Origin of the sequence: Hyphomicrobium sp. DY-1 (genome assembly GCF_047497105.1) — a bacterium.
Lineage (GTDB): Bacteria > Pseudomonadota > Alphaproteobacteria > Rhizobiales > Hyphomicrobiaceae > Hyphomicrobium_B.
Window position 1 is genome coordinate 167,492 of sequence record NZ_CP134870.1, and the last position, 17,333, is coordinate 184,824.

Annotated in this window: 13 protein-coding genes, 2 tRNA genes and 1 pseudogene; 9 read left to right on the forward strand and 7 right to left on the reverse strand. The window is 59.7% G+C overall.

The features are described 5' to 3' along the window. Window positions 1-33: 33 nt before the first annotated feature. Window positions 34-687 carry a protein-L-isoaspartate O-methyltransferase family protein gene (locus RLW41_RS00840; protein ID WP_414463117.1) on the reverse strand — a complete coding sequence of 218 codons (654 nt, stop codon included), beginning with the start codon at window positions 685-687 and terminating at the stop codon, window positions 34-36. 353 nt (window positions 688-1,040) lie between these two features. Between RLW41_RS00840 and RLW41_RS00845 the strand changes: the two genes are divergently transcribed. From RLW41_RS00845 to RLW41_RS00855, 3 genes are all read left to right on the forward strand, one after another. Next, window positions 1,041-1,114 (forward strand) — tRNA-Cys (locus RLW41_RS00845). Window positions 1,115-1,235: 121 nt separating this feature from the next. Next, window positions 1,236-1,310 (forward strand) — tRNA-Asn (locus RLW41_RS00850). A gap of 307 nt (window positions 1,311-1,617) precedes the next feature. After that, window positions 1,618-2,139, forward strand: a complete 522-nt coding sequence (locus RLW41_RS00855; protein WP_414463118.1) for an AAA family ATPase — start codon at window positions 1,618-1,620, stop codon at window positions 2,137-2,139. Window positions 2,140-2,237: 98 nt separating this feature from the next. Here RLW41_RS00855 and RLW41_RS00860 read toward each other — a convergent pair whose 3' ends face one another. Together RLW41_RS00860 and ilvD are read right to left on the reverse strand one after the other, a co-directional pair. Further along, on the reverse strand, window positions 2,238-2,486 hold the full coding sequence (locus RLW41_RS00860; RefSeq protein ID WP_409560459.1) for a hypothetical protein: 249 nt from the start codon (window positions 2,484-2,486) through the stop codon (window positions 2,238-2,240). A 775-nt stretch (window positions 2,487-3,261) separates the two neighbouring features. After that, entirely contained in the window at window positions 3,262-5,091 is a 1,830-nt protein-coding gene (gene ilvD, locus RLW41_RS00865; RefSeq protein ID WP_414463119.1) for a dihydroxy-acid dehydratase, read from the reverse strand. Between the two features lie 867 nt (window positions 5,092-5,958). On the opposite strand from ilvD, the gene RLW41_RS00870 reads away from it, so the two are divergent. After that, on the forward strand, window positions 5,959-7,767 hold the full coding sequence (locus RLW41_RS00870) for a chloride channel protein (protein ID WP_414463120.1): 1,809 nt from the start codon (window positions 5,959-5,961) through the stop codon (window positions 7,765-7,767). 15 nt (window positions 7,768-7,782) lie between these two features. Here RLW41_RS00870 and RLW41_RS00875 read toward each other — a convergent pair whose 3' ends face one another. Next, window positions 7,783-9,063 (reverse strand): aromatic ring-hydroxylating oxygenase subunit alpha, encoded by a 1,281-nt coding sequence (locus RLW41_RS00875; protein ID WP_414463121.1) that lies wholly within the window; start codon window positions 9,061-9,063, stop codon window positions 7,783-7,785. A gap of 158 nt (window positions 9,064-9,221) precedes the next feature. On the opposite strand from RLW41_RS00875, the gene RLW41_RS00880 reads away from it, so the two are divergent. From RLW41_RS00880 to RLW41_RS00895, 4 genes are all read left to right on the forward strand, one after another. Continuing rightward, window positions 9,222-10,160, forward strand: coding sequence for a LysR family transcriptional regulator (locus RLW41_RS00880; RefSeq protein WP_414464634.1), 939 nt, complete (start codon window positions 9,222-9,224; stop codon window positions 10,158-10,160). A gap of 256 nt (window positions 10,161-10,416) precedes the next feature. Next, a complete protein-coding gene (locus RLW41_RS00885) occupies window positions 10,417-10,776 on the forward strand; it encodes a hypothetical protein (protein WP_409560465.1) in 360 nt (119 codons plus the stop codon). A 299-nt stretch (window positions 10,777-11,075) separates the two neighbouring features. Then, complete coding sequence (locus RLW41_RS00890) at window positions 11,076-12,119, forward strand: alpha/beta hydrolase family protein (RefSeq protein WP_414463122.1); 1,044 nt, start codon at window positions 11,076-11,078, stop codon at window positions 12,117-12,119. Between the two features lie 203 nt (window positions 12,120-12,322). Beyond that, complete coding sequence (locus RLW41_RS00895) at window positions 12,323-13,633, forward strand: ABC transporter substrate-binding protein (RefSeq protein WP_414463123.1); 1,311 nt, start codon at window positions 12,323-12,325, stop codon at window positions 13,631-13,633. On the opposite strand, the gene RLW41_RS00900 is transcribed toward RLW41_RS00895, so the two are convergent. After that, complete coding sequence (locus tag RLW41_RS00900; protein WP_414463124.1) at window positions 13,621-14,394, reverse strand: FadR/GntR family transcriptional regulator; 774 nt, start codon at window positions 14,392-14,394, stop codon at window positions 13,621-13,623. The two genes, RLW41_RS00895 and RLW41_RS00900, sit on opposite strands and share 13 nt — an antisense overlap. Further along, window positions 14,391-15,116: a hypothetical protein gene (locus tag RLW41_RS00905; RefSeq protein ID WP_414463125.1), complete on the reverse strand. Its 726-nt coding sequence runs from the start codon at window positions 15,114-15,116 to the stop codon at window positions 14,391-14,393. The genes RLW41_RS00900 and RLW41_RS00905 overlap by 4 nt, the downstream gene beginning before the upstream one ends. 486 nt (window positions 15,117-15,602) lie before the next feature. On the opposite strand from RLW41_RS00905, the pseudogene RLW41_RS00910 reads away from it, so the two are divergent. After that, window positions 15,603-16,028 (forward strand): annotated as a pseudogene (locus tag RLW41_RS00910) (amino acid permease); the annotation flags it as partial. Between the two features lie 230 nt (window positions 16,029-16,258). Here the strand turns inward: RLW41_RS00910 and RLW41_RS00915 are convergent. After that, window positions 16,259-17,299, reverse strand: a complete 1,041-nt coding sequence (locus RLW41_RS00915) for a heme-dependent oxidative N-demethylase family protein (protein WP_414463126.1) — start codon at window positions 17,297-17,299, stop codon at window positions 16,259-16,261. Window positions 17,300-17,333 lie beyond the last annotated feature (34 nt).

Genomic DNA, 17,333 nt, shown 5'->3' on the forward strand with positions numbered 1-17,333 from the left:
CGACTGTGCCCCCTTTGCACCAGAAATCCCCATTTAGAATACAAAAGCAGGCCGCTCGACCGAGAAGCCAGCGAGCGGCAAAGCCGACGCCTGGAACCCTTCACGCAGAGCGAAGATTCCTCCCCGCTTATGAAACTCGACGGCCTTGCCGATCCGGTCATTCGTTGCGATGGCGACTAAACGGCCGTTCTCGCGAACCTGCGGTTTCAGCGTCTCAGGCACTTGCTCGATCCCGCCTTCGACAAGGACGACATCATATGGTGCCTTGGCCGACCAGCCAGCGGCTGCCGGGCCAGATACGGCGATAGCGTTCGTGATGCCGTTCGCCGCAAACGCCGCCCGAGCGGTCTTGGCGCTTTCCTCATCAGGCAACAGTGCGACGACCTTGGCCGCGAACTGCGAGACGAGTGCCGCGCCATAACCGGCTTCACCGATGACGAGGATATTGTCGGCCTCTTCGATCTCGGCCAATTGAATGAGCTTGGCGAGAACGCGCGGCGCCAGCACCTCGCGTCCGGGCGCGATCATCAAACTTTCGTCGCTATAGGCCAAGTCTGCGAGCTTCGCGGGCAGAAAGGCTTCGCGCGGAATGACCGTCATGGCCGCCGTGATGCGCCTGTCCGTCACGTCACTCGGGCGGATTTGGCTTTCGACCATATTCTTGCGTTGCAAAGCAGTGTTCGTCACGCTTGTCTCCGCGCCCGAGTTCTTGCCTGTGTTAAGTCTTTCTATACGCAGTCCATGAGCCTAGCGCGACTGGAAAGCGGTCGCATGTGGGCGGTTTGCAACGCTTATCTACGGTACTCACTGACTAATTTGCCCCTGGGGGAGGAAACATCCGCGTGCCGGCCTCGTGGGCCTTGCTCCGGTTGCGTCTCGAACCCTGGCGAGGCAGCCTCATCCGAAACAATTTCAATCGATCTTCGTAACGGCTTGTAAGAAGCGCGGCGTCTGTGTTAGACGGCCCGTTCGATCGATTGGCGCCCGGATTTGCACGACCACATTGCGATCCGGAGAGGCGGTTGGACGAATACGAGTGGGGCCACGTGGCGGAGTGGTGACGCAGCGGATTGCAAATCCGTGAACGCCGGTTCAATTCCGGCCGTGGCCTCCAAGCGTGCTTCGACTTGTCGCCGTCCGGCGTCGTTGGATGCGCTAAAGAAAATCGAGCTAGCCTCTCGCCAGCGCAGACTCGTTCTGCTATGCGGGGCGCTTTCCGGGCACAGCCCCGGTATTCCGCGGTAGCTCAGTGGTAGAGCGTCCGACTGTTAATCGGATGGTCGTAGGTTCGAGCCCTACCCGCGGAGCCAAAAAATCACATTTTTCAACGTCTTATCTGAATCCAGGATCACGCCTCTCTGGCGCTGAGCACCGATGTCAAGCCGGAAGTATGTTCAGCCGAGTTTTGGTTGGCTGGCCTAACGGTAAAAACATCCAATCGGCTAGGTATGAGCCTCCCGCGAAGTCACATCGTGGCTCTCGTTGAGAGAGGCGGTCTTCGAATGGGGGCGGATAGAGGCGCGCCTACGGGAACGAGGTCTCGTTGTGACCTCGTCGGACTAGGTCGGATGACATCGAACGTCGCACTACCGCCAAGTTTCAGGTGGGAGGATTCAAATGAACCCGCGCGGAACGCTTCATCTGCTCATCGGCCCGGTCGGAGCCGGCAAAACCACCTACGCCTGCCAGTGCGTCGCAAGATCAGGCGGCGTATTCTTGGATCTCGATAGCTCCATGGTTCGGTTGTATGGCGCCGACACGCGTCCGACGAATGAAGTTATCGACTGGTACATTGAGCACCGGGAGCGTTGTCGTGGCCTACTTTGGGATGTTTCCCTCAGCATACTGGCCGTGGGTATCGATGTGCTCCTTGAGATCGGCTTGGTAAGCGCGAAAGAGCGCTACGCCTTTTATGATAAAGCGCGCGCACAGGATTTGCCTCTTCGCGTTCACATGTTGGATGCGCCGCGCAACGAGCGGCGGGAGCGGGTAGCGCGACGCAATCAATATCCTCAGCCCTTCACCCAGATTGTCCCGCCGGCCCTGTTTGAAGCCGCGTCCGACGCTTGGGAGCATCCCTCCGAAGCCGAGTGCGAAGCTTGGGAGTTGATCGACGTCGCCGCCGTAGACCGCTTATAGCCCTAGGCAGCAGAAACCGCGTCGTCGGCGGTTAAAGTCAGCACGGCATAACGATGCGGGGCAGCGCTACCTCCCGCGTGGCCCTGTGGAAGGTGCGGCTACGCCCACGTCGTGTCGTCGATGATGATAAACTGTCCGTCAGGGCTCTCGTCGCGGGCAAACTTGATTGCGGCTTGGCGCGAGCGAAATAGACCTGCCTTGCTGCCTTCGTCGTTGCGAATTTCCCACGACCCCGACCGATGAGCGATCATATGGAATATCTGTGCGGCCGGACTATCGTGCGTTGGACCGATGGCATGGCCCTTATTCCGCAGGTCTTCCTCGGCGACATCCGTGGGAGGGTTCACAACACTGCCTCTCGCGCGATCCGTGATCGATGTCAGTTCGATTAAACGGGCTTGGCAAAAGAGGGCGGCTGAGTCATGTCGATCTGCGCTTTCAGAATTAGACTTAAATAGCATCTGCAGCCTCCGAACGCGTCATCATCACCACTTTCATTTCGGGTGACCAATGTTCGAAAGCCATGCGGGGCACGGGGTCATCTCCTAAGGATCCCATAAGAACCCTGGCGGCAGCTTGGCGCTCGGAATAACAACGCTCAAAAAGGCCGGACGCCGTTCGTAGCAAAGTCGTCCGACCTTTCTGGCTAGCGGCCATTAAAGAAGCTTGGCCGCAATCAGCTGCCGTGTTTTGGCGGTGGGGCGCCTCGAAACGTTGTTGGGATATGGTTCACGCCCATCGACTCGAAGCGCGGATTTGATACCGATCCGTTGGTTGGATGATATGCAGTTGTGATAACGCCTGCCGCAACCATCAGCGCGACGACCGCGAACAAGTTGTACGCGATCTTGCGGGCCGCGCCCTTATCGCTGTCTTGTCGATCCCAAGTGTTACGCCCAATCAGTACTATGCCTGGATATGTCATGGCTCATCTCCTTTCGTGACGAAGAGGTAGCGATGGCCATATTTGGAATCGAGAAGGCGGAAGGGGCGACGGTATAGGAATGGCATAATGGCGTGCCGCTGCAGTCGGAACGGAACGTCGATGCATCAAACGGCCTATTCCCGCAAGCCCAGAACGGCCGTCCTCCCTCTCAGGAAGACGGCGCCGATTTTGAAGGCTCAAATTTCGCGAATGGCACCCCGGGAAGCGCTGGTCGCCATGCTGGCGTAGGCTTTCAGAGCCTTCGAAACCTTACGCGTTCGGGCTTCTGCGGGCTTCCAGCCGATCCGCTCCTGCGCGGCCCGACGCTTTGCCATTTCCTCGTCGCTGATCGCGAGATGAATGCGGCGCTCGGGGATGTCGATCTGAATCTCGTCTCCTTCCTGCACGAGCGCGATAGCGCCGCCGGCTGCCGCCTCTGGCGATACGTGGCCGATCGACAAGCCCGACGATCCGCCTGAAAAGCGCCCGTCCGTAACGAGGGCACAAGCCTTGCCGAGGCCTTTCGATTTCAGATAGCTCGTAGGATAGAGCATCTCTTGCATGCCAGGTCCGCCGCGCGGTCCCTCATAACGGATCAGCACGATATCGCCCGGCTTAACCCGGCCGCCGAGGATGTCTGACACGGCCGAATCCTGGCTTTCGAAAACGCGGGCACGTCCGGTGAACTTCAGGATGCTGTCGTCGACGCCCGCGGTTTTCACGATGCAGCCGTCTTCGGCGAGATTGCCGAACAGTACGGCCAAGCCGCCGTCTTGCGAGAAAGCATGAGCCTTGTCGCGAATGACCCCCTTCGTGCGATCGAGGTCGAGTTCGGCGTAACGCCGATCCTGGCTGAACGCGACCTGCGTCGGCACGCCTCCGGGCGATGCGCGATAAAAATCTGCGACCGTCTCACTGTTGGACTGAGCGACGTCCCAGTGCGACAGGGCCTCACCCAGGGTGGCGGCGTGGACGGTCGGAACGTCGGTGTGGAGCAGGCCCGCACGATCGAGTTCGCCGAGGATCGCCATGATGCCACCCGCGCGATGAACGTCTTCCATGTGCACGTCGGACTTCGCGGGCGCGACCTTGCACAGGCATGGCACGCGGCGCGACAGCCGATCGATGTCGCTCATCGTGAACGGCACTTCGGCTTCCTGCGCAGCGGCAAGCAAATGCAGCACCGTGTTCGTCGATCCGCCCATCGAAATGTCGAGCGTCATAGCGTTCTCGAAGGCGGCAAAGCCTGCAATGGTCCGCGGTAGTGCTGTCTCGTCATTCTGCTCGTAATAGCGGCGGGTCAGATCGACGATGAGATGGCCAGCTTCAACGAACAATCGCTTGCGACCAGCATGCGTCGCGACGATTGAGCCGTTGCCGGGCAGCGAAAGGCCGAGCGCTTCGGTCAAGCAGTTCATCGAGTTCGCGGTGAACATGCCCGAGCACGAACCGCACGTCGGACAGGCGGAACGCTCCATCGCCATGACGGCTTCGTTGGACACGCGATCGTCGGCGGCAGCGACCATCGCGTCGACAAGGTCGATCGCGGTCTCCTTGCCGTCGTGGACGACCTTTCCGGCTTCCATCGGTCCACCCGAAACGAACACGGTCGGAATGTTGAGCCGCAGGCTCGCCATCAGCATGCCGGGCGTAATCTTATCGCAATTGGAAATGCAGACCATGGCGTCAGCGCAATGGGCGTTGACCATGTATTCGACGCTGTCGGCAATCAGCTCGCGAGAGGGGAGCGAATAGAGCATGCCGTCGTGGCCCATCGCGATGCCGTCATCGACGGCGATGGTGTTGAACTCTTTCGCGACCCCGCCTGCGCGTTCGATTTCACGCGCCACGAGCTGTCCGAGATCCTTGAGATGCACATGCCCCGGAACGAACTGCGTAAACGAGTTGACGACGGCAATGATCGGCTTGCCAAAGTCCTCGTCCTTCATGCCGGTTGCGCGCCATAGACCGCGCGCTCCAGCCATGTTTCTGCCGTGGGTGGTCGTCCTGGAACGATAAGGAGGCATATCGAGGGTCTTTCTCGTAATGAGCTCGTAACAGTCGTTTGGAGATCAAGCGGACGATGGCTCGCCATCCGGCCGCTTTTCGTGGGCTGGCCAATAGCATAACTGGCGCCGAATGCCGAAGATAACAGGGTCTCGCGCCAAGCGCCAATGACGCAGCGGCGGTCGCCGCCCCCCGCGAGAACTGTTGTCGGCAGGCCCGAATGCATTGCAGCGACGCCGCATTAAGCAGAAGCGTCCGGAAGGTCAAATTACATAGCGAATTTGCCGTCTGAGCTCTGGGATTTACCGTACCCTGCTCGGAAAATCTGTCCGGCCTTTTCGGACAGCACCGACACGCCGGCGGAGCGTCGTGGGAGTCTGCACGGCGGTCGGATATCATGGCGCCGGTGGCAACGCTCTGACAGATCGGCAGATCGAAGACGTCTCCGAAATTTGCGAGAGGCGAGAGATACAATGATACATTTGCGCGGAGGCGCTCGATCGCGAAAGATCTGACGGCCGAGCAAATGCATTCTCTAGCGCAATACTATGGGATGAGCGCGGAAACGAAATAGGTCCTGGGGCGTACCGTCAATCGGCAGAGAAAAGCCCCGGCCTGACTTCAGGGGATTTCGGCCGGGACTCCTGATGGTCTGCATAGAGAGCGTCAGGGTGCGACGACTCGTCATAGTTGTCCAGCTACTCTTTTCTTCTCGCGCCGTCTCTCCACCGCTCATTGTCTTCTGCTGGAGACTGGCACAAGCGACCCAGCGTACAAGTTCGGCTGCCTTGCGCCCGCCCGAATACGGCATCTTCTGCAATGACAGAGACAATCGGCGTATGCTAGGTCCGGCTCAGCTGGGAGCCTCATGTCGATTTAAATTCCATATGCGCCTTTTCCCCTTCGGCCAGAAACGCAGACCGCTCAGATGGGCTGTTGCCGTTATCCGCGTTTACCGGGGGTCCCTGCGCAAGCTTCTCCGCGACAACACTTTTATCCTGGTCGTCGCAGCAGCGTGTGTCGGCGCGGCCAGCGGCGCCATCGCTTCGCTGATGATCCTCATCTCGGAAACCGCGCACCAATATCTCTTTGGGCTTAATGCGGGAGAGCGGCTCAGCTCGGCATTGGACCTCTCTCCCACCCAGGTGATTTTCATCGTAACGCTGGGCGGCGTCCTTGTCGGCGCAACGTACTTGCACCAGTCGCGGCTGAGGCATGTGATCGTCGACCCGATCGAAGCCAACGCGCTTTACGGCGGCCGCATGTCGTTCAGGGACAGCGCGTTCGTGGCCTTGCAGTCGCTGCTGTCGAGCGGCTTCGGCCTGTCGCTCGGTATCGAAGGCGGCTTTACGCAGGCTGCCGGAGCCGTCGGCTCGAAAGTCGGACAATTCTTGAACCGTCGTCGTCACGACGTGCGCATGCTCGTCGGCGCAGGATGCGCAGGCGGCATCGCGGGAGCCTTTGCGGCGCCGTTCGCAGGAGCCGCTTATGGCTTCGAACTCATCGTCGGCAGCTATACCGTCGCGACGCTGTCACCCGTCGTTGCGGCGGCCGTGGCGGGACATCTGGCGTCGCGACTTTTGGTCGGCCACTCCTATCACATTCCGCTCAATCCAAATGGCTTTGGCAGCGATGGTTACGCCATTCTGGCACTGTTTCTCGGCGTCGCTTGCGGACTACTGTCGGTCGGTTTGATGCGCTGCGTGACGGGTGTCGAGCGCATATTCCGACAGAGCAAAATGCGTGACGTCTTCCGGCCATGGGCAGGCGGCCTGCTGGTCGGTTTAATGGCCATTTTCGTGCCGCATCTGCTCGGCTCCGGCCACGATGCGATGGCGCTGATCCTGAATAACGAATGGCCGGTAAAGCTGTTGGCCGTCGTACTGGCTGGCAAGATTGTGGCTTCGGCGCTGTCGCTCGGCTCGGGGTTTCGTGGCGGCCTGTTCTCGACATCGCTCTTCCTCGGGGCCGTCACGGGCGCCATTGCCGGAAACGTCGGCGTGATGGCCGGCGTGGTCGCGCCGAACGATGTGGCGATCATCAGCCTTGTCGGCATGGCAAGCTTTGGCGCTGCAGTCGTCGGAGCACCGATGGCGATGGCGCTGCTCGCGATCGAAGTTACCGGCGACTTGACGGTCGTCGAACCTGTTCTGCTCGGTGTTCTGGCCGCGACACTGACCGTCAGGCAAGTGTTCGGATACTCGTTTGCGACGTGGCGTTTTCATCTGCGCGGCGAAGCGATCCTCGGCGGCGAAGACGTCGGCTGGGCACGACAGACGACGGCCCGCGATCTGATGCGGCGCGATTTGAATACAGTGCCGATCAGCATGTCGCTCGCCGACTTTTGCGCACGCTTTCCTGTCGGCTCGACGAAGTACGTAGCGGTCGCGGACCAAAAGGCGGCGTACGTTGGCCTCCTTGATGTCGCTGCCTTGCATGTCGACCAATTGAACGACAATCCGGGCAGCACGCTGGAAGACCTGAAGTCGTCGCTTGAGCATAGCAATGACTGGGTGATGGCCTCGACGCGCTTCGACATGCTCGTGCATTTATTTGAACAGCGCGAAACAGAGCGCCTGATCATCGTCGACAACGAAACGTCGAGGCACGCCTTGGGCTACATCACGGAAGCGTTCGCGCTCCGGCGCTATCGCCAGGAGCTCGAAGCCCGTCAGCGCGAGATCTTCGGCAACTAGCCGAGACCATATCGTCTATTCAGCGGCCGCGAGCGGACCGCTGTAGGGCGCGCGCTTGGCGCGTTCGGGATACGTCCCTTTCAGCCGGGCAGCGACGTAGCGCTGAATAAGCCAGACCGGTTCCTCGAGATGACTGAGGCGCCCCTGCACGACTTTTCGTGACGCTAACCCGCGCTGCACGCCGACGTTCACGAGCATGTCTTCCTTGTGAAAATCACTCAGCATTTTAGTTTCGGCGGCGAGTGTCTCAGCGTAGTCGGGCGCGACCATCGCAGCCTTCGTGACGAGCGTCATTGTCTGCAGCTTGCACTTTCCGGCCGATAGCGGCAGCAGCCGATACCACAGCACGCGGTCGTGCGTTGTCAGAAGCATGAAGCAGGGAAAGCCGACATAAAGCCCCCATTCGACCTGGTTTTCCATCGAAAGACCGGAGATGGGCGAAAAACCGGGTAGCGTTTCGCCTTTGGCCAGTGCCTCCTCCATCTCCTCGCGAATGCGTTCCTTGAAGGGAAGATGGGCGCGAATGAAATGCGGGTGCTCGGGCTCGCTCCAGGTGTTTTGGCCAGGCATCGTGCGATTGAGCGTTTCGGCGTGCGCACCGATGTGATGATAGGATTCCATCCAATTCTCGATCATCACCTTCCAGTTGAAGTCGCACTCCCAGTCGAGCGTGATGACGACCTCCATGTCTTCCGTGTTCCATGGCGCGAGCATCGTCGCGAGGTCTTTATATTGCTCGGCGACAGGCGCCGCGTTGCCGTCGAAGTTGACGAAGACGAAGCCCTTCCAGACCTCGGTACGGAAACCCGCGAGCTGCCAGTCGTCCTTTTTGAAATCCTCGACACGCTGCATGTGCGGACAGCCCTTGAGATGCCCATCGAGATCGAACGCCCAAAGATGGTAAGGGCACGTCAGACGCTTCGCGGTGCCACGGCGCGGAAAATCAAAGCCTTCCGGGATGATGTCCATAGAGCGGTGCGGGCAAACGCGCGACAGCACGTGGATCTGATCGCGTTCGTCGCGCGTCACGACCAGCGGTTCACCAAGCAGATCGACGGCGAGAAAGCTGCCTGGCTCCGTGAGCTCGGAGACATGCGCGACGCAAAGCCAGCCGGTCTCAAGAACGCGCTTGGCTTCGAAGGCGAAATAATCCTCGTCGGTATAGGCTGCCGGAGGAAACGTCACCGCACGGGCTAGCGGCTGCGCGGCCGCCTGCTCGATTTTGGCGGTGATCGTCGCGAGCTTGTCGGCAATTGTTTCCGTCGAGGAAAACCCGACGATATTTGAAGGGGACATGGAATTTCGATCCTTTCCCGGGAGGTCGAATTCGACTGTTGAAGGCGCGCGCATCATCAGCGGTCGGGCAGAGACCGGGAACCCATCGCTTTACAATCTGTGACATAAATAGAATTTATGAGTAGGCTGACTCGATCAAGAGTGGTGTCGCATTGGCTGTGCGAAAAAAGACGATGCCGTCCGGCGCCTCGCTTTTCAGGCGCTTGGACCTCAATTTACTGAAGATTTTCCGCGAAATATGCCGCTCGGAAGGCATCGGTTCAGCGGCCCGAAGGCTCAACCTGCAGCAACCAACGGTGAGCCTGGCGCTTCGCCGTCTCGAAGAGCACGTTGGTGAAAAATTATGCCTTCGAACACCGCGGGGTGTCGAGCTGACGGCGGCGGGGCACGTCCTGGCCAAGTTTTGCGACACCCTTTTCGACTCCGTCCAATCCCTGCCCAACGATATCGCCAGGACGTCCGGCGACGTACAGGGCCTGCTCACGATCCGCACCGTCTCAGGCGTTGTATCGCCGGAACTCGATGCGACGCTCGATACGATGCGGCGGCGTCACCCTGGCATCCGCCTGAAAATCGAAGTTGCACCTTGTCCGATCGTCGTCGAGGCCTTGGCCAAGGGCCGCGCGGAAGTCTGCATTTCTTTCGATGCCGCGCCGCGCGCCGAACTGCTTTACGAGCCGCTGGTGCGCGAATTTCAGCAGCTCTACTGCGCTCGCTCCAGCCCACTCTATGGGGCGACGGTCAACCGTCCGGAAGTACTTGCCACCGAACGCTTCGTTGTGACCGGCACGGATGAGCCGATGGAGGTGAAGAATTTCCGCCTGCGTTATGGACTGGGACTGAGACCGTCAGGCGAAGCGGAAAACCTGGATGAAGCCAAGCGCATGATCCGTATGGGCGTCGGACTTGGCTTTCTGCCGACCATTCTCGTCTCACGCGAGGAACGTGATCACCTCTGGCCTTTGCTGCCGTCGGTGACGCTGCCGAATTACTGCCTCTACCTGATCACGCATCCCGAGGCACAACAGACCGTGCCGACGCAGATTTTTCTACGCGAAATTCGGCGACGGCTGTCGGCTCGCGGCGGAGCAATTTAGCGCCGAGACCGGGGCAGCACATCGCCAAGCGCCATCCGGCGCCCCCTGCGATACTTCGCGGCCTGTGGATAGCCGCCTCGTCTGAGCCATGCGGTGGCGCGCACATGCCACACTCTCGCCACAAGTGCGCGTCGACGCGGGCTGAACGGACGGATTATGGTTGTACTGACATGGCGCGAATGCAGTATCGCCGGACCCGGAGCACAACGGATCACAATTTCTTCGGGACGAACGTGTTGGGTAAAAGGGGGACAATGTGAGGAAACTGCTTTCGATCATCGCGCTCAGCTGCGCGATGGCCTTGGCATTCGGCGCTTACGCACCAAGTGCGCGCGCCGGTGCGCTGACGAGCGGCGTGCTGGCGCTGAAAGGCGATCAGGCCAATCTCGTCGAAAAGGCCCGCTACCGCTGCTGGTGGCGGAACGGATATCGCCATTGCGGCTACCGGCATGGCTACTGGCGTCATCATCGCGCTTGGCGTCACCGCCACTGGCGCAACCGCTACTATCGCCGCCATCACAGCGTATACCGGCGCCACTATTACTATAATTCCTATCGCCGCCCGTACGCCTACCGCTATCGTCCGGGCTATTGCATCGGCCTGTGCTGGTGGTGACCACATCTGACGAACGAACAGCGCCGAAGGCTCTCCGGCGCTTTCATTTTTTTGACGTCGGCGGAGCAAATTGGAAACGAATCGCAGCGTCCGCCGCGCCGCGCACAGCGAAGCTTGGCCATTGCAATTGGGGAAATTCGGTGGCTGCCTGTCGCGGGCCATCGGCGCGAACGTCAAAATTCGTCAATAAAAACAGGCATAAATCGCAATTCCGCGATCATTATTACAGCCCTTGACGATGGCGGCGCGCCGCCATCCAATGTTGCAGCGCGGAAGTTGCGCGAGACGGGGAACCTCTGATGGCTTTCTTGAAGGGAATTTGCGTGTCGCGCGACGCGGGGGACGGATTGCGAATATTGATGGAGCGTACCGGACTTTTTCTCATCGCCGTAATCGGCCTCACCGCCCTCGTTTGCGGCACGGCATCAGCGGCGGACAACACCTATGGCGGCTTTGGTCCCGAAGGTCCGCGCATGCGCGAGCAGCTTTGGATCCTGCCGAGCGGTGAACCCGGACGTTCGCTGCGCGCGACCCTTTTCCGGCCCGCGGAAGATCCCAAAGCGCCGGGCAAACAGTTTCCGCTCGTCGTCATCAATCACGGCACTGATGAATCCACGCGCCTCGCCGTTTCGATGCCGGTTTATTATTGGCTGTCGCGGTGGTTCGTCGAGCGTGGGTATGCCGTCATCCTTCCGCAGCGCCGCGGACATGGCGCCACCGGCGGCCAACTGTCGGAGGCCGTCGGCACCTGCGCCAATCCCAATCACTATGAATCCGGCAACATCGCCGCCGACGACATCGTGGCGACGATCAACTACATGACGGCACAGCCCTTTATCGCCAAGCGCGGCGCCATCGTCGCCGGCATCTCCACCGGCGGATGGGCATCGCTGGCCGTCGCGGCTCGCAACCTTCCGCAAGTCCAGGCCATCGTGAATTTCGCCGGCGGACGCGGCGGGCACGCGTATGGCCAGCCGAATGCGATCTGCGGTGAAAGCGATCTTCTGTCGGCGGCGCATTTCTACGGCGAGACGGCACGCGAGCCCACGATCTGGTTCTATTCCGAAAATGACAGCTATTTCGGACCCAACCTCGCGGTGAAGCTGGCGCACGCTTGGAGCAGCGGGGGAGGCAACGTCGAGGAACACATCCTGCCGCCCTACGGCTCGGACGGACACACCATTGCGGACGATCGCCAGGGCTGGGACATCTGGGGTGCGAGCCTGGACCATTTTCTGACGACGGTTCGCGGCAGCGAGATGCAGGTTGCAGGAGAGCCCGCCGAGCAACCTGCGACGGCATTGGCAACTTCGGCCATTGCAACAACCGGCGCAACGCGATAGCGACCGCACAACAGGCCGTTCATCTAATTGGGACGGTCTGTCATTGATCCGGCGCTATCGACAAGATGCGTGCTGCGATTTAGCGTAGCTAAACATTCTTGCGTGTGAAGAGTTGTCGCCCGCCGTGCAAGCGTGGGCCTTTTGGAATGCAATGACGTTAATCCTCGTGCGGCAACAAACTCAAAGTCCGGTAATTTCAAGCTATGGCCGCTAGACCCCGAAGTGCCGTTGTATCGGCTCTGGCGGTTGCGATGAGAGACCTAGGGTTGGGGTCTTCAACCGTCCTCAAGATCGGCGTTCTCGCGCCTCTTACAGGCCCGCTGAAGGCATGGGCAGTTCCCGGATATAACGGCAGCCTCATCTGGACCGAGCGCGTGAATGCTGCCGGCGGACTGAAAGTCGGCGGCCGCCGTTACATGCTCGAACTGGTGCCTTACGACACGATGTATCAGCCCGACCGGGCGCTTCAGGGCGCCAAGAAGCTGATCGTCGAGGAAGGCGTCAAACTCATCCTGATGATCGGCGGCAACGATCTCACGACGGACGTTCGCAGGCTGATCAAGCAGCATCGCATGCTTGTCGCGACGCTGTTGCCGAGCGATCTGTCTCCCGACGCGCCAACGCTCGTTGCGCCGAGCGAAGTGCATCCGATCTATAACGTCACGGGCGTCGAGTGGCTCAAACGGACGCATCCCGGCATCAAGACAGCGGCCCTTTGCGCGCAGCGCGACCTGCTTGGCCTGCCGTCGATCGCTACCTATCGGGCGGCCTTTGAGGCGGCCGGCATTGAACTCGTTGCGGAGCACCTGTTCGAGCCGGATACGAGCGATTTCGGTCCGATCGTCGATAAGTTGATGGCGAAGAACCCGGACATTCTATGCTGGGACACGGCCTATGAGCCGTTCGTCCATGCCCTGACGATTGAAGCCTTCAAGCGCGGCTTCCGGGGCCGGCTGCTATCGTGCACGTGCGACAACTACGAGGAGTTGATCCGGCGGACGAGCAGCGATTTCATGGAAGGTTTCGTCTTTCAGTTCCCTGATTTCGACGATCCGCGCCTCAATGAAGGGCACATCAATTTCGAAGATCCCGGCGCCTTCTACGATGAATTCTGCCGGCGTTTTCCGGGCACATGGAGCGCGGTGTCGTGGGAATACGCCTCGACGCTGGAGCTTTGGAAATCTGCCGTGCAGCGCGCCCGCGCGTTCGAGCCCTTCTCAGTGCTCGCCGCCATGAAGATCGGCGGCATCGGCCAGCACGCGTTCGGCGAAGCACGGTGGTGGGGCAAGGATCTGTTCGGCATCGACAACGCGCTAGTCGGCGATTGGCCGGTCGTCGCCATCGTTGACGGCAAAGCACGCATCCAGGAGTTCGGTTCGATTGCCGACTGGTGGGCGAAGAACCGCTCGTTACTCGTCAAGCATATGCGCGCGCTTGATCTGATGTGGGACCAGCGCGAGCATTTGGCGGCGTCGGCGGAAACGCTCGAACGCCTTACCGCTCAGGATTCGTAGATCATATCTTCGTGGGCGTTCGCCACGTAAAGCTTGATGATCTCGACGGCCGTTTCGACGTTGCGCCGCGCAATAGCATCGTAAAGCGAGCGAAACATCAGCTGGATGCTCTTGATCTTGGCCGGCGTAAGCACCTGCCGCCTGGCGGCCGCCCATTGCGGATGGCGACGAACTTCATGGAGGATCGCGTACATCGCGACGATGAGCGAATTATGCGTGCCTCGCGCGATCGTCATCATGAATTCTTCTTCAAGCGCAGCAAATATTTCAGCTTCGGTGACGATGGCTTCGAGGCGCTGAAGCTGACTCTGGAGGTCGGCGATATCGCGTGTCGACATATAGATCGTCGCGAGGCGCGTCATCTCGGGCGCGAGAATGGAGCCCGCGACGTTCATGGCAAAGGGCGAGGCCGTCTCGGCAAGCTGATCGACGTTGATATGCGACGAGAAGTGTCCCCCCGCATTGCCGTTCGCATGTGGTTTTCGCTGATATGAAACGAACGTACCGCTGCCAGGGCGACGCGAAACAATGCCGTAAACCGACAAAAATTCGAGCGCTTGACGGATCGTTGCGCGGCTATCACCGAACGCTTCCGCCAAGTCTCGTTCGGCAGGGATTCGCGTTCCGAACGGAAATTCTCCCGACGCGAGCCGCCCGAAAAGACGTGTCGCAATCTCCTTGACCCGCGGCGTGACGAGCGGATGTCGCGAGACGTCATCGATCCAAGGCGGTGTTTCGAAGTCGTAGGTATCAGACATCATTCAAACTCAAGCTGCTGGTTCGGATTGGCGGCGTCGCACGTGTCGTCAGCGGAACGATCGATCGCCTCTAAAATCATGGGTGCGAGAAGTGCGGTCAGTGCCACGGCGCTTTCCAAATTTGCGCACGTCTCGGAAAGCGCGGCCGACAACGTCAGCTGACGCGTGGAAATATCGTAGAGTTTGTCGGCATAAATCGCGTAGATATCAGCGTCGCCGTTCGGCTCGATGCAAGCCGAGAGCAGTCGCGCTTCCGGCGCCGCATAGCCTAGCACGTCTCGTAAAGTCGCCCTCAACGCGGCCGCACACTCCGCGGTGCATGCGGCGTCTGGCGTTCGGCGACCGATCAGCGTGCGATTGAATTGGGTGATCGCGAGAGCCGCTTCTGCAAGACGGCGATATCGCTCCCTTTGCGCGCCCATCAAAACGTCCGGCGCCTTTGCGGCGAGCCGGAAATGAAAAGACGAACTCGCGCCGCCCATCGGCACATCGAGTGTGGCGACGCCGGCGATAACATTTCGCCACGTTAGCTCGGCCGCCTCAAAGCAATTCCCAGCCTCGTGCTCGTGCCCGAGAAGCAGGCGCGCAGCGCCAGCGTTGGATCGACAGACGGCGCGCAGGGAATCGAATTCGCTTTGCTCCACAGCCGACACGGCGTCGGCTTCGAGCCAGCAACGTGCAGCCTCTTCGGTCCGGGCGCGCGATATCCGATCGAACCCACTCACCGACGATTCCACCCACAAATTCCGAGACTTGCTGGCCGCTGCGCTTCGCATCTCGATTGCGAAAATCCTTCTCTATCTCACTCCCATGCCACAGCAATCGCTCTTTGCGGACCAAAATGCAACCGCATTTGACCAAAAATACCCAATTTGGTTTCGCAACTGCGATAACCGCGATAACATCTAAGTATTGCGATAAAATATGCTTTTTGTGCCTGCGAAATAATCAATTAGGGTTTCTTGATGGTGATTTTTTTGACTTGCGGGTAATTCACCTTCCCCTAACATGGCCGCCGTTGGGCAATTGCGGTGTTTTCTGGTTTAAATTGGTTTCCGGGCATTTCATCCGGTTGCATCAAACCAAGCCCGCGCTCGACGGCAGTCCGCCGCTCTTTCGGCTTCGATCGGCAAAGGCCCTCAAGGGCTTGAGCCGCGAGACCGGGAGGTGCTCGTTTTTCATCAACCGATAAGGCTCAATCGGGAGAGAACATGGCAACAGAAACGGGAACGCTTACTGCGGACGGGCCAAGCGCCACGTCCGGTCAACTTGTTAGGGCGATCGATTGGAGAGGTGCGTTTTGGGTCGCCAGCGGCGTCCCGGCTCTCGTCCTTTTCTCGATCGGCGGTATCGCGGGCGTTGCGGGAAAGGTCGCCTTTCTCGTGTGGTTCGCGTCGATGATCATGGGATTCATTCAATCCTTCACCTACGCAGAAATCGCCGGTCTCTTTCCCAACAAATCAGGCGGCGCCTCAGTCTACGGCGCGGCCGCCTGGGTGCGTTATTCCAAGCTCATCGCACCGCTCTCCGTCTGGTGTAACTGGTTCGCCTGGTCGCCCGTGCTATCGCTCGGGTGCTCCATTGCCGCCGCTTACATCCTCAACGCACTGGCTCCGATCCCGCCGGCAGATGCGCCGTCGAACAGACCTGCACGGTTGCGGACGGCTTCGGTCTCGAAATAGGGGTCGGTCTGATAGGTCTGCGGCAGCGGCATGTTGTTCCACGAAACCGAATCCAGATCGGCTCCGTTCGCCCGGTGGCGATCGTTGAGGATGGATTGCCGGGGCAGATGAGCGAGTGACATGAGCATTACCTCTTGGCTGTCTTTAAACTGGTTGTGGCTGACGTTTCTTTGAGGACGAAGGGTTCAATCCGGGCCGCCGCCGGGCGAGGTCGGCGCGCCGTCATCGTATTTCTCCAGCCAGTCGATTGCGGTCTGGCGATAACGGACGAGACCTTTGTAATCGATGAGCTCCGGCGGCAGCGTCTTGAGCACGCGCGGCAGACGGCGGCCCCACTTCGGAACCGTGGCGATCTGTTCGAGGCTCATGAGATAGCCGCGGATGGAGAACAGGATCGCGTTCGAGCGCGGGAGCCGGAACAGGCCCTGCAGCTCGACGCGAAGATGCAATTTTTCTCCGACGTTCTCAGGCGTGATCGTTGTCCGGTCTTTTCCCCACTTGGGATAGTTCTCAGGACTCGTATCGAGACGCGGATTGACGGTCATCGTCCAGTTGAGACGGCGCACCGGATTGCCGATTTGCAGGTTCAAAAGGAATTTCAGCGCGCGTTCGAACACGCCAGCTTCATGCGCCAGTGGCACGGGACCGTGCCATTCGAAGAAGTTCATGCCGACGTCAAAATCGAGCGACCAGTCCGCCTGCGAGGTAATGATGCCCGCATCCATCCAGAGCTGATTGTCGCGCTGGTCCTGGATCGAGAAATCGCCCTGCACCTGACGACCGATATATTCCATCGGTTCGTAAGGCAGCGAGTTGACTTCACCGAACGTGAACTTCTGGTCGATGTTGAGCGGCTTGTTGATCCAGTGCCAGTGCGCGCCGTCCCGGCGCAACGTGAAAAGATCGGGATAGTCGCGTGCAAGCGAGACCATGACCAGTTCGAGCATGTCCCACTGCGCCGTCATCATGTGCGGCAGGGCCTGGCAGCGGCCTGGATCTTCCTGCAGCACCATCGCCCGATCGCGCATTTCCGAGACGTAGTGCTCGTCGATGTCGAAGGCGTTCTCGTAGACCGAACCCTTAGGGCCTGGCGTGTGCGGCTCGATGTTCACCGAATAGCGGTACTTGTCTTCGATGAACGGAAACGGAAATCGACGGATCGTCGACGGGCTGTTCTTATAGGTGAAATCGTCCCGGAACGTCTCGTCTTTGAAAGTCAGCGCCATGCCGGTGCCTCCCCGAATGCGAATTGAAAGATGC